The sequence below is a fragment of the Rathayibacter sp. AY1C6 genome (genome assembly GCF_002931535.1).
Classification (GTDB): domain Bacteria; phylum Actinomycetota; class Actinomycetes; order Actinomycetales; family Microbacteriaceae; genus Rathayibacter.
Map to the genome: position 1 here is coordinate 59,881 of NZ_PSWC01000010.1, position 23,155 is coordinate 83,035.

Below are 23,155 nucleotides of genomic sequence, written 5' to 3' on the forward strand. Positions count from 1 at the left end.
CAGCAAGGATACCCACGCGACCGGCGGATCGGAAATCGGTGCCGCGAGGCCTCAGTCCGCCTTCGCCGCGTAGCGGGACGCCGCCTCCGCGACCTTCCCCGCGTAGCTCCCGGCCGGGTTGTAGGCCGCGATCGCCGCCCGCCATCCCGACTCCGTCGAGAGGTCGCCGCCGGCGTCGCAGAGGTACCGGGCGGCGGTCACCGCCTGCTGGTCCACGTTCTGCGGATCCCATCCGCTCGACGCCCACGCCATCCACGTCGCGGGGATGATCTGCAGCGGACCCATCGCCCGGTCGACCTCGGCGTCGCCGTCCAGAGCCCCGCCGTCGTTGTCGGGGACCCGGTCGAAGCGCGTTCCGTCCAGGCGCGGACCGTAGATCGGCTCCGTCGGCCGCCCGTCCTCGCCCAGCTCGCCGCCGTCGATCGTGCCGTGCCTGCTCTCGACGTAGCCGATGCCGGCCAGGGTCGCCCAGTCCAACCGGCAGTCGGGGTCGACCGACGCCGTGAGGAGGGCCGTGCCCGCGTAGGCGGTGAGCGCACGCAGCGGGATGCCGCTCCCCTCGGACGCCGTGCCCAGCCACGCCTCGTCGGCGAGCAGTCGCACCGGCGTCGCCGCGGCCTGCTCGGGATCCTCCAGCACGACGGGGTCCGCCGCGACGGGAGCGGTCGCCGCGGGAGGGACGGTGGACAGGCCCTCCTCGACCGTCAGCGCGGGCGGCCGCTGGCCGCAGCCGGCCAGGAGGAGGCCGGCGAGCGGGACGAGGACGAGAACGGGGAGGCGGCGCACCCCTCAGAGGTATCAGCCGCGCCTGGGGCCGGGCTCCGCTACGCCTGAAAGCTAAACTCGGAGCCATGGCAGATTCAACGTTCGACGTCGTCAGCAAGATCGACAAGATGGAGGCGGACAACGCCCTGAACCAGGCCCACAAGGAGGTCGAGCAGCGCTACGACTTCAAGAACGTCGGCGCCTCGATCGCCTGGAGCGGCGAGAAGATCCTGATCAAGGCCAACACCGAGGAGCGGGCGAACGCCATCCTCGACGTCTTCCAGTCGAAGCTGATCAAGCGCGGCATCAGCCTCAAGAGCCTCGACGCGGGCGAGCCCTTCGCGTCCGGCAAGGAGTACCGGATCGAGGCCACCCTCAAGGAGGGCATCGACCAGGAGCACGCGAAGAAGATCAACAAGCTCATCCGCGACGAGGCGCCGAAGTCGGTCAAGTCGCAGATCCAGGGCGACGAGCTCCGCGTCTCCTCGAAGAGCCGCGACGACCTCCAGGCGACCATGGCGCTCCTGCGCGGAGCCGACCTCGAGCTCGACCTCCAGTTCGTCAACTTCCGCTGAGGAATGACGCACACGGGAGCACGCGCGTGACCGCCGGCATCGACGAGCCCGACCGGCGGGGCCGCACCGGACTCGACCGGGAGGGCCTCGACCTCGTCGGGAACCCCGACGTCGTCGTGAAAGAGGTCACCCTCCTCTCGAGCGACTGGTACGTCCTCCGCACCACCCGCTTCGACTACCGGCACCGCGACGGCAGCTGGACCAGCGAGCAGCGCGAGACGTACGACCGGGGGAACGGCGCGGCGGTCCTGCTCTACGACGCCGACGCGCGCACCGTCGTCCTGATCCGGCAGTTCCGCTACCCCGCGTACGTGAACGGCGACCTCGACGGGATGCTCCTCGAAGTGCCCGCCGGTCTCCTGGACGAGGACGGGCCCGAGGAGGGCGCCCGCCGGGAAGCGTCCGAGGAGACCGGACTCGAGGTCGGCCGGCTCGAGCACGTGTTCGACGCGTTCATGAGCCCCGGCTCGGTCACCGAGAAGCTGCACTTCTACGCCGGCCGCTACCGCGCGGGCACCCGCAGCGGAGCGTTCGCGGGACTCGCCGACGAGGGCGAGGACATCGAGGTCCTCGAGCTCTCGTTCGACGAGGCGCTGACCCAGATCGGCGTGCAGATCGTCGACGCGAAGACGATCATGCTCCTGCAGTGGGCGGCCCTGTCCGGCCCGTTCTCGCGCTGACGCGCGAGCGTCGCGGCTGCGGACGCGTCAGCGCGCGTACTCGGCGAGGGCGCGTCCGGTCAGCGTGTCCGCCGCCGCGAGCCCGACCGGCGTCCCCTCGAAGACGATCGTCCCTCCGTCGTGCCCGGCTCCGGGCCCCACGTCGATGATCCAGTCCGCGTGCGCCATCAGGGCGCGGTGGTGCTCGATCACCACGACCGAGTTCCCGAAGTCGACCAGCCGGTCGAGCAGTCCGAGCAGCGTGTCGACGTCCGCGAGGTGCAGGCCCGTGGTCGGCTCGTCGAGCAGGTAGACGGATCCGGACGAGGCCATGTTGATCGCGAGCTTGAGGCGCTGGCGCTCGCCCCCGGACAGCGTGTTCAACGGCTGTCCGAGCGTGAGGTAGCCGAGACCGACGTCGACGAGACGGGCGAGCACCGTGTGCGCCGGTCCGCTCGCGAAGAACTCCGCGGCGTCGACGATCGGCATCGAGAGCACCTCGTGGATGTTCCTCCCGCGGAGGCGGTACTCGAGCACCTCAGCGGTGAACCGCTTGCCGTCGCACTCCTCGCAGACCGACGAGACCGTCGCGGCGGGGCCCAGCTCGGTGAAGATCATCCCGGCCCCCTTGCAGACGGGGCAGGCGCCTGCCGAGTTCGCGCTGAAGAGCGCCGGTCTCACACCGTTCGCCTTCGCGAAGGCCGCCCGGATCGCGTCGAGGACCCCGGTGTAGGTCGCCGGATTGCTGCGCCGCGAGCCTCGGATCGGCGACTGGTCGGCCACCACCACGCCGGGCCGACCCGCGAGCGAGCCGTGCAGGAGCGACGACTTCCCCGACCCTGCGACTCCGGTGACGACGGTCAGCACGCCCAGCGGGACGTCCACGTCGACGCCGCGGAGGTTGTGCGTGGAGGCCCCGCGGATCTCCACCGCCCCGGTCGGACGGCGCACGGCCTCCTTCAGCGGGACGCGGTGACCGAGATGACGGCCCGTCAGTGTGTCGGACGTGCGCAGCTGCGCCACCGTCCCCTCGAACCGCAGCTCGCCGCCGTGCGCACCGGCCCTCGGACCGAGGTCGACCACGTGATCGGCGATCTCGATGATCTCCGGCTTGTGCTCGACCACCAGGACGGTGTTGCCCTTGTCCCGCAGGCGGCGCAGCAGCTCGATCATCCGCGAGACGTCGTGCGGATGCAGACCCGCCGTCGGCTCGTCGAAGACGTACGTGACGTCCGTGAGGCTCGATCCCAGATGCCGCACCATCTTGACCCGCTGCGCCTCACCGCCCGAGAGGGTGCCCGACTCCCGATCGAGCGACAGGTAGCCCAGCCCGACCTGGACGAGGGCGTCGAGCGTCCCGAGGAGGGTCTCGACGATAGGAGCGACGGACGGCGCCTGCAGCCCGCGGAGCCACGCGGCGAGGTCGGTCGCCTGCAGCGCGGCGCACTCGGCGATGTTCCGGCCCCCGATGCGCGACTCCAGTGCCGCGCGGGTGAGCCGGCCGCCTCCGCACTCGGGACAGGCGGCGAAGGTGGCCACCCGCTCGGCGAAGGCGCGGATGTGCGGCTGCGCCGCCTCCTTCGCCAGGTAGAGGCGGGTGACCTTCACCAGGAGGCCCTCGTAGGTCATCGTCATCCCGGCGATGGCCATCTTCGTGGCCGGACGGTAGAGGAACGCGTCCATCTGCTCGGGCGTGAAGTCGGCGATCGGCACATCGGCCGGATAGAGGCCCGACTCGGCGAGGCCCTTCCAGTACCAGCCGCCGACGACGAAGTTGGGGATCGCGTCGAGAGCGCCGCCCTCGAGCGACTTCGAGCGGTCGATCAGCGCGTCGAGGTCGATGCTCGACACCCGGCCCGTCCCCTCGCACCGCGGGCACATCCCCTCCGGCAGGTTGAAGGAGAACGCACCGCTCGTGCCCGCGTGCGGATCGCCGAGCCGGCTGAAGAGGATCCGCAGCATCGTGTACGCGTCGGTCGCCGTGCCGACCGTGGACCGGCCGTTCGACCCCATCCGCTCCTGATCGACGACGATCGTGGCCGACAGCCCGTCGAGCGACTCCACGTCCGGGCGAGCCGGCGACCCCATGAACTGCTGCACGAAGGCGGAGTAGGTCTCGTTGATGAGGCGCTGGGACTCGGCCGCGATGGTGCCGAAGACCAGCGACGACTTGCCGGAGCCCGAGACCCCGGTGAACACGGTGATCCTCCGCTTCGGGATGTCGACGTCGATCCCCCGGAGGTTGTTCTGGCGCGCACCGCGCACCCGGATGACGTCGTGGGGCGCGGCCGTGGTCATGCTGTCTCCGTCCAGAGCGGTGCCCGAATCCTAGAGGAGGCGCAAGGCGTCCACGCCGGAACGACGAACGGCCCTCCGGACTGCACCGGAGGGCCGTTCGGAGACCACGCGTCAGAGCGCGGCCGGCTCCGCCCGCGAGATCGCGATCATGTCCTCGCGGGGAACGACCTTCACCCGCGCACGGCCCTCGGGCTCGCCGAGCGCCATCTCGTGCTCGTCCAGCCGGTGCCAGCCGTCGAGATCCGTGTAGGCGATCTCCCGCTCCTCGAGCAGGGCGACCACGGCCGCCTCCTCGGGGTGCTCGGGCGTCCACCAGGACGCCTGGTCGTTGAGCACGTGCGCGACGGTCTCCATGGCGTCGGACTTGGTGTGCCCGATGAGGCCCACCGGTCCGCGCTTGATCCAGCCGGTCGCGTAGACGCCGTGGACCTGCTGGTCCTCGTCGTCCAGGACCTGGCCCTCGCGGTTCGGGATCACGCCGCGCATCTCGTCGAACGGGAGGCCGTCGAGCGGCGAGCCGAAGTAGCCGACCGCGCGGTACACGGCCTGCACGGGGACCTCGCGGATCTCACCCGTGCCGCGCACTCCGCCCTCGCCGTCCGGCTCGGTGCGCTCGTACCGGATCGCGCCGACCCGACCCGATCCGTCGTCCACGAACTCGAGCGGCTTCGCCCAGAAGTGCAGGTGGAGACGACGCGAGGCGCTCCCGACCTCGCGGGTGCGCCACTGGTTGAGCACCCGGTTGATGACCATGACCTGCTTGTTGGTCGCGATGGCGGCCTCCGAAGCGGGATCGAGGTCGAAGTCCTCGTCGGCGACGATCATGTCGACGTCGCGCAGCTCGCCCAGCTCGCGCAGCTCCAGCGGCGTGAACTTCACCTGAGCGGGACCGCGGCGCCCGAAGACGTGCACGTCGGTGACAGGAGAAGCCTTCAGCCCCTCGTAGACGTTCGGCGGGACCTCGGTGGGCAGGAGGTCCTCGGCGTGCTTCGCCAGCATCCGCGAGACGTCGAGCGCCACGTTGCCGTTGCCGATGACGGCGACGGAGGACGCCTCCAGCGGCCAGGTGCGCGACACGTCGGGGTGGCCGTCGAACCAGCTGACGAAGTCGGCCGCACCGTAGGAGCCCTCGAGCTCGACACCCGGGACGTCGAGCGGAGCGTCCCGGACGGCGCCGGTCGCGAAGATCACGGCGTGGTAGTGCCGCTTGAGATCCTCGAGCGTGATGTCGGTCCCGAAGTGCACGTTGCCGAAGATGCGGATGTCGCCCCGGTCGAGCACCTCCCGCAGCGCGGTGATGATCCCCTTGATGCGCGGGTGATCGGGCGCCACGCCGTAGCGGACCAGGCCGTAGGGCGCGGGCAGGTGCTCGAACAGATCGATCGAGACGTCGTACTTCTTCTCGGCCTTGATCATGAGGTCGGCGGCGTAGATGCCCGCGGGACCCGCGCCGACGATGGCCAGCCTGAGCTTGGTCATTGCGTTCCTCCTGCCGGGGCGCCGCAGCGCACAACCGGTCTCATTCCTGCGGCGCAGGGCGCGCCGCGACGATCGGGGTCAGCCGTTGCGCTCGACGACGGTGTCGGCGAAGCGCGTCAGCGCCTTGCGGACGGAGCCGTCGGGCAGCGGAGCGAGGGCGGCGACGGCCTCGTCGGCCCACCGGTGGGCCTCGGCGAGGGTCTGCGCGGTGACGTCGTGATCGCGCAGCTGAGCGATGGCGTCCGAGATGTCGGCGCTCTGCTCCTCCGTGTGCGCGATGGCGTCGTTCGAGCGGCTCACATAGCTCTCGATGCGGGCAAGGAGAGCCGCGGCGTCCCTGTCCGAGGAGGCGCGCTCGCGCAGGCGCAGGATCGGCAGCGTCGACACGCCGGCGCGGATGTCCGTGCCGGGGTTCTTGCCGGTCTCCTCCGGCTGGGGAGAGAGGTCGATGACGTCGTCGACGATCTGGAAGGCGACGCCGATCTTCTCGCCGAAGACGCGCATGGCCTCCTCGTACTCCTCCGGAGCCTCCGAGAACGCGACTCCCGTGCGGCCCGCCGCGGCGATCAGGGACCCGGTCTTGTCGGCCAGGACGGACAGGTAGTGCTCGACCGGGTCCTCGCCGTCGGTCGGGCCGACCGTCTCGTGCAGCTGCCCGAGGACGAGCCGCTCGAATGTGTCGGCCTGGAGCCGGATCGCCTTGTCGCCGAGCTCGACCATCAACTGGTTCGCGCGGGCGAAGAGCAGATCGCCCGTCAGGATGGCCACGTTGTTGCCCCACACGGTCTGCGCCGACGGGACGCCGCGGCGCTTCTCCGCCTCGTCCATGACATCGTCGTGGTAGAGCGATGCGAGATGCGTGATCTCGATCGCCTGCGCACCGAGCAGGACCTGCGGCGTGTTGCCGCGGCCCAGCGACGCGGCCAGGAGGGTGAGCATCGGGCGCACACGCTTGCCGCCCGCCTCGAGGAGGTACCGGGTGGAGACGTCGGCCACAGCGTCCGCGAAGGACAGCTGCCGGACGAGACCCTCCTCGACCTGCTCCAGACCCGCGTCGATCGCGCGGGCGAGAGCCCGGTCTGACGAGGAGGAGAAGATGCGCTCGGAGAGGCCGAGCTGCGCCGTCAGAGACGGGCTGCGACGGGCGACGGGCGCAGTGGCGTTCACAGGGAAACCCTAACGTCTCGGCCTGTGCGGACCCCGGTCGTCATCGGGTCGCCGCGATCGGCTTGACGCCGCGGTGCAGCGCCACGATGCCAGCGGTCAGATCGCGGTAGGCCACGCGCTCGAAGCCCGCCGCGCGGAGCCAGGCGGCGACGACGCTCTGCTCCGGCCAGGCCCGGATGGAATCGCCGAGATAGTCGTACGCAGGATTGTTCGACGACGCGAGGCGCACGACGGCGGGCATGACCGTCGACAGGTAGAAGTCGTACGCGGCGGCCAGCGGAGCGATCGGCGGAGTCGAGAACTCGCAGATCACGACCCGGCCGCCGGGCTTCAGCACACGCAGGAACTCGGCGAGCGCGGTCCTCGGCTCGGCCACGTTGCGCAGACCGAAGGAGATGGTCACGGCGTCGAACGACTCGTCCTCGAACGGGAGGTCCATCGCGTCGGCCTGGACGAACTCGATCCGGTCGTTGCCCGCCTGGCGGCGACGGCCGACGGCGATCATCCCCGGGGAGAAGTCGGCTGCGACGACCTGGGCGCCCGACCGCGCCAGCGACGCGCTCGACGTTCCGGTGCCGGCCGCGATGTCGAGAATGCGCTCACCGGGAGCAGGGTTGACGGCTCGAGTCGTCGCGATCCGCCAGAGCCGGTCGTTCCCCACCGAGAGGAGTCCGTTCACCAGGTCGTAGGCGGGAGCCACGGTGTCGAACATCGAGGCGACCTCGTCGGGCCGTTTGGTGAGGTCTGCCTTCGTCACGATCCGCAAGTCTACGGCGAGACGAGGGACGGCGGCTGTGCATCCGCCGTCCCGCGCCCGGTCGGCGCGCTCCCCCTTGGGGAAGCGCCGGGACCGCCCCGCTCCGCCTCGCGCGGCGGCCCCGGACCGGATCACGGTAGCAACGGAGCCCTGCGCCCCGAGCCCCGCGGCATGGGACGTCCCATCCTCTGGCGCGGGCGTACCCTGCTGAGGTGACGCTCATCGGCGCTGGAACCCCCCTGCTGCGTGCGGAGACGACTCCACTGGACTCTCCGCCGTCGCTCCTCTCCCACTCCGACCCGAGGCGGCCCCTCCTCTGGCAGCGCGACGGCGCCGGGCTCAGCGGACGCGGCGAGGCCCTGCGCCTCGAGTTCTCGGGCCCGGAACGGCTGCGGGAGGCGGCGGCAACCTGGCGTCGGCTCTGCGACGCGGCGACGGTGGAGGACCGGGTCGGACTGCCCGGGACGGGGCTGGTCGCGTTCGGGACCTTCGCTTTCTCGAGCCGATCCGAGGCGACGAGCGTGCTGATCGTGCCGCGCACCGTGATCGGGACGCGCGACGGCCGGTCATGGCTGACGCGGATCACGATCGGCGAGGCGGAGGTACCGTATACGCCGAGCGAGGAGCCGCTGGGGGCGGAGTACCACGTGCCGCTCTCGCCGGGTGCGCTGCCGCCGGACGGGTACCGCGCGGCGGTCGCTGCCGCGGTGGAGACGATCCGGGCGGGTGAGCTGTCCAAGGTCGTGATCGCGCGCGATCTGAAGGGACGGCTCCCGCCGGGGGCGGACCTGCGTCGGATGCTGGGTGCGCTCACCGAGCGGTACCCGGACTGCTGGGGCTTCGCCGTGGACGGATTTCTCGGCGCCAGTCCGGAGACGCTGGTCGCGGTCGATCGGGGCGAGATCTCGGCGAGGGTGTTGGCCGGCACGGCCGCACGAGGCGAGGATCCCCTCGCCGACGCGGACGTGGAGGCCGCTCTGCTCGAGAGTCCGAAGGACCGCTCGGAGCACGCTTTCGCTCTCGCCAGTCTGGTCCGGGAACTCGAGCCCCACACACGGGAGCTGACGGCGGGCGCCGCCCCGTTCACGCTCCGCCTGCCGAATCTCTGGCACCTCGCGACGGACGTGCGAGGAATTCTGGGCGACTCCTCCAGCGCGCTCGATCTCGTCGATGCTCTTCACCCGACCGCGGCAGTGGCCGGCACTCCGACCGCCGACGCCCTTGCGCTCATCGAGCACCTGGAGCCCTTCGACCGCGGTCGGTACGCAGGACCCGTCGGCTGGATCGACGGCAACGGCGACGGCGAGTGGGCTGTCGGACTCCGCAGCGCCGAGGTCACGGCCGAGGGCGCGGTCACGGCCTGGGCGGGCGCCGGCATCGTGGCCGACAGCGTTCCCGAGTCCGAGCTCGCCGAGACCCGCATGAAGTTCCGCCCGATCACCGACGCGCTGGCCTGACGCACGTCGGGAGTCGTTGAAGCCGTCGGCTACCCGGCGCCTACCCCGCCGGGTCCCCGTCGAGCCGGGGAGCACCCGGCCGTCGTCCTGCGCCCACCGGCGGACGCCCGGGCAGTGCCGGCGGCCGGGTCGTCACGCGACGGCCGGTCGGTGTGGTCCAGTCCGCTGTGCCGTCCGGATGGAGCAGATACGTCCACCGGTCGCCGTGGCGCACGTGGTGGTGGGCGACGCACAGGGAGGCGAGGTTGTCGGGAGTCGTCTCTCCCCCGTTCCGCCATTCGACGCTGTGGTCGGTCTCCGTCGAGGACGCCGGCCGGGTGCAGCCCGGGAAGCGGCAGGTCTGGTCGCGGAGGCGGACCAGCAGCCTCATCCTCGGCGGCGGGAGGCGGTGGCGGCGCCCGACGGAGACGACCGCGCCGGTCTCCTCGTCGGTCAGCACGGGAGTGAAGGCGGTGGCGTCGTCGATGAGCGCTCGCACCGCCTCGGCAGGGATCGGCCCGTAGCCGTCGAGCTCGGCGGCCGCCTCGTCGTCACCCGCGGCGGTGCTCGCCGCCACTGTGACTCTCACCTCGGCCCGCAGCCCGGTCGAGGGCGCCGCGGCTCCCTCCGGAGTGGTCCCCGCCACGTCCCCGTGGCAGAGCAGGTCGGCCCACGCATCGGCGCGGAGCTGCGCCAGCGTCCGCAGATCGCGGTCCCCTTCGGCGCCGTCCCGCAGATCCCTCGCGATGCGATCGAGCCGGGCGAGCGCTCCGACGGCCTCGGGCGCGGGGACGTGCGCGCACACGGTCGCCATGCCGTCGATCCCGGCTGTCATCCACACCCGGCGGTCCTCACGGGCGCGAGCGTGCCGCTCGGCGAGGGGCTCGTCGTGCAGCTCCTCCCGCACCCGCGCGAGGGCGTGGCGCAGCTGCCCCGGGGTCAGCGGCTCCGCGAGGTCGACGGCCCGGTCGTCGTAGGCCGCGCGCGCCGCTGCCGGGAGGGTCGCCGCGACGGAGCAGACGAGCTGGCCGGCCTCCCAGCGCATCCTGGCGTCGGCGAGCGCGGAACGGGTCCGCGGCAGCTCCTCCATCAGGAGCGAGGCGTGCTGACGGCCCGCGGGGGTGTCGTGGGCGAGGACCTCTCCTCGCACGGTCTCCGCATCAGCCATGCCTCCAGCGAAGCAGCAGCAGACGAGCTGCGGAGCTCGAACGAGGCGTCCCCGGGAGAACAGCGTCCGACGACGACCTGTGGAGGACCGTCCGACCGGGCCCGGGCGTACTCAGCGCTCGAGCCGGATCTCCACGATGCCCGGCCCGTCGCCCGGCGAGGTCAGCGCCTGCTCCAGCTCGCCGCGCGTCGCCGCACGACGGTGGCCCCACCCGTAGGCGTGCGCGAGAGCCTCCAGATCGGCGTTCTGCGGGGTGAACTGCACGCGGTCGAACGCATCGGGATGCGAGCTCGACGCGACCTCGAGTCCGTCGAAGATCGTGCCGCCCCCGTCGTTCACGACGACGAGCTGCACGCGCGGGCGTCGCTCCCCGGGCGGGAGGAGGAGGCCGCCGGCCTCGTGGAGCAGAGTGAGATCGCCGAGGACCGCCCGGGTGACTCCGCCGGCTCCCTGCTCGGTCGCCTGCGAAGCCACCGCGATCCCGAGAGCCGTCGAGATCGTGCCGTCGATGCCGGCGAGGCCGCGGTTCGCCAGGACGGATATCCGCTTGCCCGGCAGGGTCCCGTCGGCGACGCGGATCAGCCGCGACGCTCCGAACAGCAGCCGGTCGTGCGGCCAGGTGACCTTCCAGACCGCGGCGACGACGAAGTCGCGGGTGAGCGGTGCCCTGATCGCGGCGAGGGCGTTGCGCGCGTAGCCGCGGCGGTCCTCGACCGACATCGACCCCGCGTCGGGCACCTCGTCCAGCTCATCAGGGTCGACCGTCAGGGCGCGGCTCGCGGACACCCAGGATCCGGCCCAGGCGCGCTCGCCGCGCTCGGGACGCGGCGACCCCTCGGGGCGGACCACGTCGACGCCTCCGACGCGGCGGGCGCGCCGGCCGGGGTTGTAGAACTGCTCGCGCACGGCGTCCACGACGATCACCTCGACGTCCTCGCGCCGCAGCAGCTCGGGGACCTCGCGGGAGAGCGTCGGGTGTCCGAGCACGATCGCCCGGCGGATGCGTCCGCCGAAGTCGGGCTCGCCGAGCAGGCGACGCCAGGCGACGACGAGCTGCGGTCCGAAGCGGGCGCCGGAGGAGACCTCGGCCAGCAGCGGCCAGTCGCCGGCGCGAGCGATCTCCTCGGCCGCGGCGCCCGCCTTGTCCCCGGCGATGACGACCGTGAGCGGCTCACCGGGACCGGCGGTCACGACGGCACGCGGGATCCCGGATCCGACGGCGGGCGACGAGACCGGTTCGATCCGCTCCATGTGCGGCAGAGCGGAGGAGAGCGGATCGCGGAAGGAGAGGTTCAAGTGGACCGGCCCGCGTCGCGCCGCGGTGACGGCACGATCGGCGAGCGCCCGCGCGTCCTCGGGCCGGGAGGCGTCGTCCGGAGCAGCGACGTCCTCGAACAGCCGCACGGCACGCCCGTACAGCTCGCGCTGCTCGGCCGTCTGGTTCGATCGGATGCCGCGCAGCTCGTCGGGCCGGTCGGCGGTCAGGACGATCATCGGCACGTCCGAGGCGTCCGCCTCGAGCACGGCCGGGTGCAGGTTCGCGGTCGCCGTGCCGGAGGTCGTGATGACGAGCGCCGGCATCCCGGATTCGAGGGCGAGGCCCAGCGCCAGGAACCCAGCGGAGCGCTCATCGATCCGCACGTGCAGCCGGACGTCGCCGCGGGTCTCGAGCTCGGCCGCCACCAGGGCGAGCGCCTGCGAGCGGGAGCCCGGAGCGACGACGACGTCGCGGACGCCGAGCGCGACGAAGCGGGTGAGGAGGTCGACCGCGAATCGGGTGGAGGGGGCGACCGGCCGGTGCTCAGGCATCCCGGCGGCCGGGGCCGTCGGCCTCGCCCTGCTCGTCCATGTCGGCGAGGTCGCGCTCGAGCTGGGCGATGCGCTCGGCCTGCAGGCGTTCCTCCTCGGGGTCGCGCTCGGTGCGGAGGGTGCCGAGGAAGTCGGGGTCGTCGTCCGGAGCGGTGTAGCGGCGGCCAGCGGCGCGCTGCTTTCGGGGGCGGCCGATCCAGAACCACAGTCCCGCACCGATGACCGGGAGGATCAGCACCACCAGGAGCCAGGACCACTTCGGGATCGCCCGCACGGCGTGACGGTTGCTCATCGCGACGTCGATCACGGTGTAGACCGTGAAGACGGCGAGGGCCACGAGCAGGCCGATGACGAGGCGGATCATGGACACGAGTCTACGTCCGGCACCCCCGTCGGGGAGGGTCCGCACGGACGCTGGACAGGAGGCTCCCACGGTGCTCACGGAAGCGCGTGCAGGGGCCGACGTACACTGTCCCGGTGAAACTGAGCCGCGCGGTCGTCGTCTACTCGCTCCTGCGCCTGGCGATGTTCGCCGGCGTCTTCGTGCTGGTGTACCTGCCGGCGCGCACCTTCGTCGACTCGGAGCTGACGGCCGCGGTCACCGCGGGCTTCGTCGCCGCGATCGCGAGCCTGTCCCTCTCCTACATCCTGCTGAGGAAGCCCCGCGAGCGCATCGCGGAGGCGATCTACGAGCGCCGCAAGGACGTCCCGCGCGCCCCGACCGACGACGACGTCGAGGACGCCGCGGTCGACGCGACCCGCGACGACCGCTGAGCCGGGCGCTCCCGCCGGCGAGGGCTCCCCTCGGACGCGCTGACCCCGCTCGCACCAGGCCCGGCACGCAACAGCCGTTCTCACCCGAATCCGGCCCACCCGAGCCCGCCTCGTGCGAGCCGCCGCTCTAGAACGCCAGCGCCGCCCCGAGGATGACCGCGTAGGCGAGCCCGCCCAGGCTGGTCAGCTGCAGCGCCAGGATGAGCTCCTTCGCCGTCTTCGCCGTCAGGGTGATCAGGATGGCCGGCAGGATCATCAGAAGCACGAAGAGCGTCAGCCATGCCAGCGGGTAGAACAGCGCGAGGATCACCGCGATGCCGAACGGGATCAGCACGAAGCCCGTGTAGATCGCCCGGGACACGGCCGGTCCCGCGAGGACCGCGAGGGTCCGCTTGCCCGAGAGGCGGTCGGTCGGGATGTCGCGGATGTTGTTGACCATGAGCACGGCGCAGGCGAACAGGCCCGCCGCCACGGCGCCGAGCCACGACTCCTGGTTGGTGCGGCCGATCTGCACGAACGTGGTGCCGACGGTGGCGACCAGGCCGAAGAACACGAAGACGAAGAGCTCGCCGAGCCCGAGGTAGCCGTAGGGGCGGCGTCCGCCGGTGTAGAACCAGCCGGCCGCGATCGCCGCCGCGCCGACGATCAGGAACCACCACTGCCCCGAGAGGGCGGTGAGCACGAGGCCGGCGACGGCCGCGATCCCGAAGAAGACCAGGGCGACGGTGAGCACCTGGCGGGGCTTCGCCGCTCCGGAGCCGGTCAGCCGCGAGGGTCCGACGCGGTTGGCGTCGGTGCCGCGCACGCCGTCGGAGTAGTCATTGGCGTAGTTGACGGCGATCTGCAGGGCGAGCGAGACGGCCAGGCAGAGCAGGGCGCGCACCCAGTGCCAGCCCTCGTCGACGACCTGGGTCGCTCCGGTGCCGATGAGCACGGGGGCGACGGCCAGCGGGAGGGTGCGGAGGCGGGCGCCGGCGATCCACTCGCGGGGACCGGCAGGCTTCACGACGACCGCTCGCGGGCTGCCCCCGGGGCGGCCGCTGGAGGACTTCTTCTTGCGACTCGTACTCGACACGGAGGGAATCCTACCCACCGGCCCGTCGACGCTCGGAGCCGGTCAGGCCTGCTCGGCGAGCACCTCGAGGGCGCGGCGGTCGGGCTTCCCGGAGGCGAGGAGGGGGATGCGGCCGACCGGCAGCACGGCCGCGGGAGCGGCGGCGCGCCCGAGGCGGTCGGCGATCAGGGCGCGCAGGTCGGTGAGCGCGGGAGCCTCCTCCGCCGTGACGACGACCGGGACCTCGCCCCACTGCTCGTCCGCCCGCCGCACCACGACCGCGTCGGGGACGGGCCCCTCGCGGAGCACGGCCTCGACGGAGTCGAGCGAGACCTTCTCCCCGCCCGACACGATCACGCGGTCGAGCCGACCGGTCACCCGGAGGCGCCCGTCGACGATCGACCCCGCGTCGCCCGTGCGGTACCAGCGCTCCCCGTCGAGCTCGAGGAAGGCGGAGGCGCTGCGCTCGTGGTCGATCGCGCCGTCGGCGTCGAGGTAGCCCTCCGCGAGGGTCGGGCCGCCGAGCAGCACCTGCCCGTTCTCGACGCGCATCCGCACGTCGTGGAGCGGGACGCCGTCGTAGACGCAGCCGCCGGACGTCTCGCTCGATCCGTAGGTCAGGCGGATGCGCGCACCGAGGGCGGCGGCGCGGTCCCGCAGCGGCTGCGGCGTCGACTGGCCGCCGATCAGGAGCGCGTCGAACGAGCGGAGCGCCTCGGCCGCGGCCGGATCGTGATCGGCGAGGTCCAGCAGCCGCGCGAGCTGCACGGGGACCAGCGAGGAGTACCGCCGCTCCCCCGCCGGCATCGTCCGAGCGAGAGCGAGGAAGGCCGCCGCGTCGAAGCCGCCGGCCGGGAGGACGACCGGGTCGGCCTCCGCGGTCAGCGAGCGGACGAGCACCTGCAGTCCCGCGACGTAGTGGGTCGGCAGGCAGAGCAGCCAGCGTCCCGGCCCGCCCAGCTCGGCGAGGGTCGCGGAGGCGCTGGTGAGCAGGGCCGCTGTCGAGAGCGCGACCCGCTTGGGCGGCCCCGACGAGCCCGAGGTCTCGACGACGACGGCGACGCGCTGCGGCACGACGGCATCCTCGGAGGCGGTCGCAGCGCCGGGGGCGGAGACGCGGATCGCCGGGCCGCTGCCGTCCAGGGCCGCGCGAAGAGCGAGGAGGACGGCCTCGACCGTCGCGTCGACACCGGCGAGCGGGCGGGTCACCTGCGTGCCCTCCGGCTCAGAACTGCCACGGGAACGGCGACCAGTCGGGCTCGCGCTTCTCGAGGAAGGAGTCTCGTCCCTCGACGGCCTCGTCGGTGCCGTAGGCGAGGCGCGTGGTCTCGCCCGCGAAGAGCTGCTGGCCCACGAGGCCGTCGTCCACGGCGTTGAACGCGTACTTCAGCATCCGGATGGCCGTGGGCGACTTGGTGAGGATCGTCTCGGCCCACTCCACCGCGGTCGTCTCGAGCTCGGCGTGCGGGACGACCGCGTTCACGGCGCCCATCTCGTAGGCGCGCTGCGCGGAGTACTCCCGCGCGAGGAAGAACACCTCGCGCGCGGCCTTCTGCCCGATCTGGCGGGCGAAGTACGCCGAGCCGTAGCCCGCGTCGAAGGAGCCGACGTCGGCGTCCGTCTGCTTGAAGCGCCCGTGCTCGGCGGAGGCGAGGGTGAGGTCGCAGACCACGTGCAGCGAGTGCCCGCCTCCCGCGGCCCAGCCGGGGACGGCCGCGATGACGACCTTCGGCATGAAGCGGATGAGGCGCTGCACCTCGAGGATGTGCAGGCGGCCGTTCCGCGCGGAGTCGATGCCCTCGGCGGTCTCGCCGTCGGAGTACCGGTAGCCGTCGCGGCCGCGGATCCGCTGGTCTCCCCCGGAGCAGAACGCCCAGCCTCCGTCGCGCGGGCTCGGGCCGTTGCCGGTGAGGATGACGACGCCGACGCGCGGGTTCGTCCGGGCGTCCTCGAGGGCGCGGAACAGCTCGTCGACCGTGCGCGGCCGGAACGCGTTGCGGACCTCGGGCCGGTCGAACGCGACCCGCGCGATGCGGCCGGAGCGGTCGTGGTGGTAGGTGATGTCCTCGAGTGCGTCGAAGCCGTCGACGGCCGCCCAGCGGTGCGCGTCGAACAGTTCGGAGACCTGCGTGCTCATGCCACGACCCTACTGATCCGGACTGCACGGCGACTCGACACCGCCCGGGCAGACGGAAGGGGACCCCGCTGACGCGGAGTCCCCTTCCGGTGCTCGCCCCTACTTGGCGGCGGAGGTGGTGCGGTTCTCGGCCGACACCATCCAGGCGTACTGCTCGAGGCTCTGGATGATCGCGTGGAGGAGGTCCGCGCTGGTCGGGTCCTCCTCGTCCACCTGGTCGTGGACCTCGCGCATGGTGGCGGCGGTGTTCTCGAGGCGGATCGTGACCAGGTCGACGGTCTCGGCCGTGTCGATCTCGCCGTGCGGGTACTCGGGGAGGGTGGTGGTCGCGGCGACGGTGTCGCTGCGGCCGTCCGGGATCCCGTGGAGGGCGCGCATGCGCTCGGCGATGTCGTCGCTGAACTCGCGCGCGGCCTCGATGATCTCGTCGAGCTGCAGGTGGAGGTCGCGGAAGTTCTTGCCGACGACGTTCCAGTGGGCCTGCTTGCCCTGGACGTGGAGCTCGATCAGGTCGACGAGGACGATCTGGAGGCTGTCGAGCAGCTCCTTGGAGGCCTTGAAGCCCTTCTCGGCGTTCTGACGGCGGCTGGTCTTGGCACCGGAGCCCGCGGGGGCTTCGACGTGGCGTTCGAGGGTGGTGGTCATGGACCGTTCCTTTCTCTTGCAGTGCCGGGTGCGGTGTCCCGCCCCGAGTCTGGCTTCTTCGGCTGGACGGCGCCCGCACGCGCGGGGTGCGCGCGCTGGACGGGGCCCGTGGTTGCGGGGATCAGATCGTGGCGACGGATCCGGAGTCGACGCGGTAGTTCGAGCCGTTCACGAACGAGGCGCGGTCGGAGCAGAGGAAGGCGATCACGGCTGCGACCTCCTCGGCCTCGCCCCGGCGTTTCAGCTCCATGTACGGGCGCTCCTCGTCGAGGAAGGACGAGATCGCCTCGTCGACCGAGGTGCCCCTCTGCTCGGCGCGCTTGGACATCATCGCGTCGGTCATCGGAGTGCGGATGAACGCGGGCGAGACCGTGTTCACGAGCAGGCCCTCCTGCGCGTATGAGCGCGAGAGGCCCTTGGCGAAGGCGAGGACGCCCGCCTTCGCGGCGCAGTAGGGCAGTTCGTCGTCGTAGGGCTGCACGGCGTCCTCGGAGGCGGTGAGCACGAGCCGGCCCCAGCCTCCGGTGCGGAGGTCGGGGAGGAACTCGCGCACGAGCCGCACAGGCCCGAGCAGGTCGACCTCGAGCGTGCTGGTCCAGCCCTCGTCGTCGATCTCGTGGAACAGGCCCTGCGCCCCCGTGACTCCGGCGCACTGCACGAGGATGTCGATCGCGCCGACCGCTCCGGCCACGCGGCGGTGCAGCTCGGCGAGCTGCTCCGTGCTGGTGACGTCGGCGGCGAAGGCGTGCAGGCGGCCCTCCGGAGCGTCGAGCCCGGCCGCGGCCCGGTCCAGCTCCGCCTGGTCCTTGTCGGTGATCACGACGGTCGCGCCCTCGGCGAGGAGGAGCTGCGCCGTGGCCAGGCCGATGCCGGAGTCGCCTCCGGTGACGAGGGCGGTGCGGCCGGTGATCCCGAGATCCATGCTGAGGTGCTCCTTGTGGGTGCGGTGCGAGGGGGTGGTACCGGTCTACGCCCCTCGGAGCCGGCCCTCAACGGGTTGCGCGGACGCCGTCGGCGGGGTTACGCGCGGCCGACCTTCTTCGGCGCCAGCTCCTCGATGGTGATGGCCGCGTTGATCAATGCGAGGTGGCTGAGCCCCTGCGGCAGGTTGCCCCAGAAGGCCAGGTCGTCGACCGCGATCATCTCGGACATGATCCCGACGTCGTTCGGGACCGTGGCGACGAGCTCGTCCATCAGGGCGACCGACTCGTCGTGCCGACCGACGCAGGCCAGGGCGGAGGCGAGCCAGAACGAGCAGGCCACGAACGGGTGCTCCTCGCCCTCCATGCCGGAGTAGCGGAACAGCAGCGCGCCGCGGCCGAGCTCCTTCACCAGGGCGTCGATGGTGGAGATCATCCGCTCGCCGCGCTCGTAGCCGCTGGGCGCATGCAGGAGCACCGAGGCGTCCAGCTCCTCGCTGCCCGGGTACATCACGTAGGAGCCGAGCTCCTCGGACCAGCAGTGCTCCTCGATCCACTCCCGGATGCGGTCGCGCTCGAAGCGCCATCGGTCGGGGCTGCCCGCGACCTGGCCGAGCTCCGCCAGGTGCACGGCCGCGTCGAGCGCCTGCCAGCAGCCCATCTTCGAGGAGGTGTAGTGCTGCTCCTCCTCCAGCTCCCACATGCCCGCATCGCGGTTCCGCCACAGGTCGCAGGTGGTGTCGGCGACGCGGGCGAGGAGCCGACCGGTCTGGATGTCGAGGACGTTGCCCTCGTCGACGTAGATGCGGCAGATGTCGAAGAGGTCGCCGAAGACGCCCAGCTGCAGCTGGCTCTGCGCTGCGTTGCCGGCGACGACCGGGCCGATGCCGGCGTAGCCCGGGACGTCGAACTCCTCCAGGACGGTCGGCATGGAGCCGTCGAGTCCGTAGAAGATGTGCAGGTCCGGCCCGTGCTCCTTGATCGTGCGGAGGAGCCAGGACAGCGCGGCGTGCGTCTCCTCGCGCAGGCCGAAGCGCACCAGCGCATGCATCGTGTACGCGGCGTCGCGCACCCAGGCGAAGCGGTAGTCCCAGTTCTTGCCGCCGTTGGGCGACTCCGGGAGCGACGTGGTCGCGGCCGCGGCGATGGCTCCCGTGGGCGAGTAGATCAGCAGCTTGAGCGCGAGGGCGCTGCGCTGGACGGCCTCGGACCACGGGCCGTCGTAGGAGAACTCCTCCGACCAGTCCTGCCAGCTGCGGATGGTGCGGTCGATGCCGCGGTCGACGTTCTTCGCGACCGGGAAGTGCAGCGGCTCGTCGTGCGTGGCCGACACGACCAGGACGTGCCGCACGGCGTCCTTCCCCGCGGTCACGACGAAGGAGCCCGTCAGCTCGTCGCCGGCGCCGGAGGGTGCGTCTTCGCCGTCGGGCCCGTGCTCCTGCCCGGTGACGCCGATGGTGATGTCTCCGGCGCGGATGAGCGAGCGGCCGTCGGCGTTCTGGATCCACGGGGAGAACCGGCCGAGTCCCGTTCCGGGACGCACGGCCCACCGCATCCGCACCTCGCCGTCGACACCGTCCACGCGGCGCGCGAGCTCGGCCCACGGGAGGCGGCCCGCGATCCCGGTGACGAGCGCGTCCGTCACGCGGACGGTGCCCGACTCGGTGGTGAAGGTGGTCTCGAGGACGTTCGTGTCGCGGATGTAGGCGCGCGAGACCTCGGCGGGCTCCTCGGGGGCGAGCTCGACGCAGCCGCCGGACTCGGCGTCGATCAGGGCGGCGAAGGCGGGGGTGGAGCCGAGGTCCGGGACGGGCATCCAGTCGACGCTGCCGTCCTTCGCGATCAGGGCGACCGTGCGACCGTCTCCGATCGCGGAGTAGTCGCGCAGGGGCCTGGTCGAGCGGGGTGCAGCCATCCCCTCACCGTAGGGCGCGGGCGGTGCGCCGATTCGGGCTTGCGGGCGGACGGGCTTGCTTGTAGCGCCCGGTCAGGTCGTGGCGACTCCGCCGTACTCCTCGAGGCGGTCGGTGAACTCGCCGCGGTCCTCGTCCTGGAGGACCCCGTTCGCGTACCCGGCGAGGAACGCGCCCTGCGGTTCCGGCGAGAGGCCGACTCCATCCAGCATGTCGGCGACCAGGCCGGTCGGATCGGCGTCGAGGTCCACGAGGCCCAGCTCGATCGCGGGCACGAGGTCGGCGGAGGAGCGCGCGGTGACGATCCAGAGCGCGGCCGAGGCCTCCTCGTCCGAGAGGTCGCCGTCGAGCTCGTAGCCCGCCTCCGACCACTCCTCGGGGGTGTCGGCCACCTCGACGTCGTCGAAGCCGAGGGGCGCGAGCGCTGCGGTGAAGCGGTCGACCGCCGCCTGCCTGTCGGCGTCGGTAGAGACGGCGGCGGCGGCGTACTCGGTCGCCGAGATGTAGTCGTACAGGAGCGAGGGCCCGCCGTAGGCGTTCTGCGACTGCTCGTAGTACTCGTCGTCGGCCGAGGTCCACTCCTCGGGGACGGCGCCCTCGACGGCCGCGACGGCCTGCTCGGCACTCGCGCGCACGTCCTCCGCGGACGGCTGGCCGAGTATCGTCGCGGCGTCGCCGTCCTGGTAGCCGGGGTAGTCGTAGAGCGGATCGGACGGGTCCCCGCTGCCGAACGGGTCGTCCGTCGGGTCGCCGAACGGCTCGGCCGGAGCGCTCGTCGACGCGCTGCCGGCGGCGGAGTCGAGCGCGCCGCCCACTCCGACGGCGACGAGCGTGCCGAGCACGCCGGTGTAGACGACGCCCACGAGGAGGCTCGTGCCCAGCGCGATCCAGGCGCCCCTGCCGAGCGGGCGGTGGGAGGGGACGGAGCCCTGCGTCGGGCCCGGGGCGGGCGCGGGCGGCGGGCTCATCGGCATCTGGCTCATCGCACTCCTCCGGACTCCAACGGCAGCCTCGTCAGTCTGGCACCTCGGCGGGCGCTCGGAGGAGGGACCCCGGGGGCTTGCGCGCGCGTCGCCGACCTCCTGCGCCCGGGTGGCCGCCGCGTCGCCCCGGCCGGTGGACAATGGCCGGATGGACGACGTCGTGCCCGCCTCCCCGCTCCCCTCCCTCGGCGAGATCGACGCGGGACTCCGCGTCGTCGCTCTGCCGCTGCGCACCCGCTTCCGCGGTGTGGACCACCGCGAGATCGCGCTCGTGCGCGGCCCCGAGGGCTGGACCGAGTTCTCGCCCTTCCTCGAGTACGGCGCAGAGGAGTCGGCGGCGTGGCTCCGGGCGGCGATCGACTACGGCTGGAGCGAGCAGCCGGCACCGCTGCGCGACCGCATCCCGGTGAACGCGACCATCCCGGCCGTCGCACCGCACGAGGTCGCCGCCGTGCTCGCGAGCTACCACGGCTGCCGCACGGCGAAGGTGAAGGTCGCCGAGCGCGGCCAGACGCTGGCCGACGACGTGGCCCGGGTCGTCGAGGTCCGCCGCCTGCTCGGTCCGGAGGGCCGGATCCGCGTGGACGCGAACGGCGGCTGGAACCTCGACGAGGCCGAGCACGCCGTCCACGCCCTCGCGGAGTCCGACCTCGAGTACGTCGAGCAGCCGTGCGCGAGCGTCGACGAGCTGGCGGAGCTGCGCTACCGGGTGAAGTACATGGGCATCCCGATCGCCGCCGACGAGAGCGTTCGCAAGGCCGCCGATCCGCTCGCCGTCGCCCGGGCCGGAGCCGCGGACCTGCTGGTCGTGAAGGCCCAGCCGCTCGGGGGGACGCGCCGGGCGCTGGCCCTCGTCGCCGAGGCGGGGCTGCCGGCGGTGGTCTCGAGCGCGATCGACAGCTCGGTCGGACTCGCCATGGGCGCCGCCCTGGCCGCGGCGCTCCCCGAGCTGCCCTTCGACTGCGGACTCGGCACCGCGTCCCTCCTCGCCGCGGACGTCACGGAGCGGCCGCTGCGGCCGGTCGACGGCAGCATCCCCGTCGGCCGCGTGGAGGTCTCGGAGGAGCTCCTCTCCCGTCACGCCGTGTCGCCGGAGCGGCTCGCCTGGTGGCGGGCGCGGCTCCGCGACTCCTACGCGCTGCTCTGATCGTCGGCGGCGGGCGCCGCGTCCGAGGAGCGGCAGAATGGGAGCGTCGGCCGTCGGTGCCCGACGCATCCCCCACCCTCGAGCATCGGAGCACCGTGAGCGCATCGACCGTCCCCGTCCCCGTCTTCCTCGACTGCGACACCGGCATCGACGACTCGCTCGCCCTGGCGTACCTCCTCCGCTCGCCCCGGGCCCGCCTCGTCGGGATCAGCACGGTCAGCGGCAACACCGACGCCCGCCGGGCCGCGGTCAACAGCCTCGGCCTGCTCGCGCTGGCCGGCCGCGACGATGTGCCGGTCGCCGTGGGGGCGCACCACTTCCTCGAGGAGGACTACGCCGGCGGATCTCCGCACGTGCACGGCGACGACGGCATCGGCGGGGTCGCGCTGCCCGACGGCGGCGAGCCGGTCGACGAGGATCCGGCCGACCTCCTCCTCCGTCTCGCCCGTGAGCACGAGGGCGAGCTGCGGCTGGTCGCGATCGGCCCGCTGACGAATCTCGCGATCGCCCTCCGTGCGCACCCGGAGATCGCGTCCCTCGTCCACTCGGTGACCGTGATGGGTGGAGCCGCGCTGGTCCCCGGCAACGTGACCGCCGTGGCGGAGGCCAACATCTGGCACGACCCTGCGGCCGCCGCCGAGGTCGTCGCGGCCGACTGGGATCTCACGCTCGTGCCCCTGGACGTGACCATGCGGCACCTGCTGACGGAGGAGGACCGCGCCGTCCTGCTCGCGTCGCCCGATCCCCTCGCGCAGGCCATCGGGCAGGCGCTCGACTTCTACTTCGACTTCTATGTCGGCCACTTCGGCGAGCGCACCGCTGCCATGCACGACCCGATGGCCGCCGCGATCGCCGTCGACGCCGTCGCCCTCACCTCCGCCCCGCGCGTCCACGTCACTGTCGACGCCACCCACGGCCCCGGCCGCGGCCAGACCGTCGCCGACCTCCGCGGCATCTACCGCGGCGTCCATCCCTCCGACGCCCGCACCCGCATCGTCCTCGCCCTCGACGCCCCTTTCGCCCCCCACCTCATCGACGTCGTCACCGCCGTCTGACCCGCGCGGGGCCACCCGAAGCCCGTCCGTGCCCCCGGCCCCGACACGCCCGTTCCTCGATCAGCACGCACCGACCCGGCGCTTCCGTACGCGGGAACTCGACAGGCTCGCTCCGAGCGTTCGTGTCAGGGGATCTCGATACTCGCGCTGCTCACTACTCGATCAGCATGTCCCGTCGACCGCCGTCCCCCCGCCCTCCCGCGAAGCGCAGCTCCCCAGAACCCGACCGCGCAGCGGAGCGCTCCCCCACGGCGATCGCGAAGCGGAGCCCACCCACCTCGGCGACCGCGAAGCGGAGCCCACGCAGACCCGACCGCGAAGCGGAGCCCATCCACCACCGCGACCGCGAAGCGGAGCACTCCCCCACGGCGACCGCGAAGCGGAGCCCACCCAGACCCGACCGCGAAGCGGAGC

At 72.5% G+C, this 23,155-nt stretch carries 21 protein-coding genes; 6 read left to right on the plus strand and 15 right to left on the minus strand.

Annotated elements, in window-relative coordinates; translation table 11 throughout:
• Positions 1-51: 51 nt before the first annotated feature.
• The gene (locus C5D36_RS08205; RefSeq protein ID WP_104295597.1) at positions 52-786 is read right to left on the minus strand and encodes a hypothetical protein; all 735 of its coding nucleotides are present in this window, start codon (positions 784-786) and stop codon (positions 52-54) included.
• A 65-nt stretch (positions 787-851) separates the two neighbouring features.
• Here C5D36_RS08205 and C5D36_RS08210 point away from each other — a divergent pair, with 65 nt between their 5' ends.
• A complete protein-coding gene (locus C5D36_RS08210; RefSeq protein WP_104223606.1) occupies positions 852-1,340 on the plus strand; it encodes a YajQ family cyclic di-GMP-binding protein in 489 nt (162 codons plus the stop codon).
• 26 nt (positions 1,341-1,366) lie between these two features.
• Positions 1,367-2,020 carry an NUDIX domain-containing protein gene (locus C5D36_RS08215; protein WP_104282427.1) on the plus strand — a complete coding sequence of 218 codons (654 nt, stop codon included), beginning with the start codon at positions 1,367-1,369 and terminating at the stop codon, positions 2,018-2,020.
• Positions 2,021-2,047: 27 nt separating this feature from the next.
• Here the strand turns inward: C5D36_RS08215 and C5D36_RS08220 are convergent, their stop codons facing one another.
• The 4 genes from C5D36_RS08220 to ubiE all read right to left on the minus strand — a co-directional run bounded on the left by C5D36_RS08220 (position 2,048) and on the right by ubiE (position 7,700).
• Entirely contained in the window at positions 2,048-4,297 is a 2,250-nt protein-coding gene (locus C5D36_RS08220) for an excinuclease ABC subunit UvrA (protein WP_104295598.1), read from the minus strand.
• Between the two features lie 111 nt (positions 4,298-4,408).
• Positions 4,409-5,776, minus strand: a complete 1,368-nt coding sequence (locus tag C5D36_RS08225; protein ID WP_104249783.1) for an FAD-dependent oxidoreductase — start codon at positions 5,774-5,776, stop codon at positions 4,409-4,411.
• A gap of 78 nt (positions 5,777-5,854) precedes the next feature.
• A complete protein-coding gene (locus C5D36_RS08230) occupies positions 5,855-6,943 on the minus strand; it encodes a polyprenyl synthetase family protein (RefSeq protein WP_104223602.1) in 1,089 nt (362 codons plus the stop codon).
• Between the two features lie 40 nt (positions 6,944-6,983).
• A complete protein-coding gene (ubiE, locus tag C5D36_RS08235) occupies positions 6,984-7,700 on the minus strand; it encodes a bifunctional demethylmenaquinone methyltransferase/2-methoxy-6-polyprenyl-1,4-benzoquinol methylase UbiE (RefSeq protein WP_104226060.1) in 717 nt (238 codons plus the stop codon).
• Between the two features lie 212 nt (positions 7,701-7,912).
• On the opposite strand from ubiE, the gene C5D36_RS08240 reads away from it, so the two are divergent.
• Positions 7,913-9,157, plus strand: a complete 1,245-nt coding sequence (locus C5D36_RS08240; protein WP_374953774.1) for an isochorismate synthase MenF — start codon at positions 7,913-7,915, stop codon at positions 9,155-9,157.
• Positions 9,158-9,197: 40 nt separating this feature from the next.
• Here C5D36_RS08240 and C5D36_RS08245 read toward each other — a convergent pair whose 3' ends face one another.
• The 3 genes from C5D36_RS08245 to C5D36_RS08255 all read right to left on the minus strand — a co-directional run bounded on the left by C5D36_RS08245 (position 9,198) and on the right by C5D36_RS08255 (position 12,477).
• Positions 9,198-10,304, minus strand: coding sequence for an HNH endonuclease signature motif containing protein (locus tag C5D36_RS08245; RefSeq protein WP_104295599.1), 1,107 nt, complete (start codon positions 10,302-10,304; stop codon positions 9,198-9,200).
• Between the two features lie 111 nt (positions 10,305-10,415).
• Positions 10,416-12,113, minus strand: coding sequence for a 2-succinyl-5-enolpyruvyl-6-hydroxy-3-cyclohexene-1-carboxylic-acid synthase (menD, locus tag C5D36_RS08250; protein ID WP_104295600.1), 1,698 nt, complete (start codon positions 12,111-12,113; stop codon positions 10,416-10,418).
• The gene (locus C5D36_RS08255) at positions 12,106-12,477 is read right to left on the minus strand and encodes a PLD nuclease N-terminal domain-containing protein (RefSeq protein ID WP_104225908.1); all 372 of its coding nucleotides are present in this window, start codon (positions 12,475-12,477) and stop codon (positions 12,106-12,108) included. Before C5D36_RS08255 ends, menD begins: the two co-directional genes overlap by 8 nt.
• Positions 12,478-12,590: 113 nt before the next feature.
• Here C5D36_RS08255 and C5D36_RS08260 point away from each other — a divergent pair, with 113 nt between their 5' ends.
• Positions 12,591-12,887, plus strand: a complete 297-nt coding sequence (locus tag C5D36_RS08260; RefSeq protein WP_104239140.1) for a DUF4229 domain-containing protein — start codon at positions 12,591-12,593, stop codon at positions 12,885-12,887.
• A 127-nt stretch (positions 12,888-13,014) separates the two neighbouring features.
• Here C5D36_RS08260 and C5D36_RS08265 read toward each other — a convergent pair whose 3' ends face one another.
• From C5D36_RS08265 to C5D36_RS08295, 7 genes are all read right to left on the minus strand, one after another.
• The gene (locus C5D36_RS08265; protein ID WP_374953116.1) at positions 13,015-13,962 is read right to left on the minus strand and encodes a 1,4-dihydroxy-2-naphthoate polyprenyltransferase; all 948 of its coding nucleotides are present in this window, start codon (positions 13,960-13,962) and stop codon (positions 13,015-13,017) included.
• A gap of 42 nt (positions 13,963-14,004) precedes the next feature.
• Positions 14,005-15,150 (minus strand): AMP-binding protein, encoded by a 1,146-nt coding sequence (locus C5D36_RS08270; RefSeq protein WP_104295601.1) that lies wholly within the window; start codon positions 15,148-15,150, stop codon positions 14,005-14,007.
• Positions 15,151-15,166: 16 nt separating this feature from the next.
• Positions 15,167-16,078 (minus strand): 1,4-dihydroxy-2-naphthoyl-CoA synthase, encoded by a 912-nt coding sequence (locus tag C5D36_RS08275; protein ID WP_104249778.1) that lies wholly within the window; start codon positions 16,076-16,078, stop codon positions 15,167-15,169.
• A gap of 99 nt (positions 16,079-16,177) precedes the next feature.
• The gene (locus C5D36_RS08280; RefSeq protein ID WP_104223596.1) at positions 16,178-16,723 is read right to left on the minus strand and encodes a Dps family protein; all 546 of its coding nucleotides are present in this window, start codon (positions 16,721-16,723) and stop codon (positions 16,178-16,180) included.
• Positions 16,724-16,844: 121 nt separating this feature from the next.
• The gene (locus C5D36_RS08285) at positions 16,845-17,645 is read right to left on the minus strand and encodes an SDR family NAD(P)-dependent oxidoreductase (protein WP_104266734.1); all 801 of its coding nucleotides are present in this window, start codon (positions 17,643-17,645) and stop codon (positions 16,845-16,847) included.
• Between the two features lie 98 nt (positions 17,646-17,743).
• Positions 17,744-19,558 (minus strand): glycoside hydrolase family 15 protein, encoded by a 1,815-nt coding sequence (locus C5D36_RS08290; RefSeq protein WP_104295602.1) that lies wholly within the window; start codon positions 19,556-19,558, stop codon positions 17,744-17,746.
• Between the two features lie 72 nt (positions 19,559-19,630).
• On the minus strand, positions 19,631-20,539 hold the full coding sequence (locus C5D36_RS08295; RefSeq protein WP_104295603.1) for a hypothetical protein: 909 nt from the start codon (positions 20,537-20,539) through the stop codon (positions 19,631-19,633).
• 148 nt (positions 20,540-20,687) lie between these two features.
• Between C5D36_RS08295 and C5D36_RS08300 the strand changes: the two genes are divergently transcribed.
• Positions 20,688-21,686 (plus strand): o-succinylbenzoate synthase, encoded by a 999-nt coding sequence (locus C5D36_RS08300; RefSeq protein ID WP_104254851.1) that lies wholly within the window; start codon positions 20,688-20,690, stop codon positions 21,684-21,686.
• A 95-nt stretch (positions 21,687-21,781) separates the two neighbouring features.
• Positions 21,782-22,741 (plus strand): nucleoside hydrolase, encoded by a 960-nt coding sequence (locus C5D36_RS08305; RefSeq protein WP_104266782.1) that lies wholly within the window; start codon positions 21,782-21,784, stop codon positions 22,739-22,741.
• Positions 22,742-23,155 lie beyond the last annotated feature (414 nt).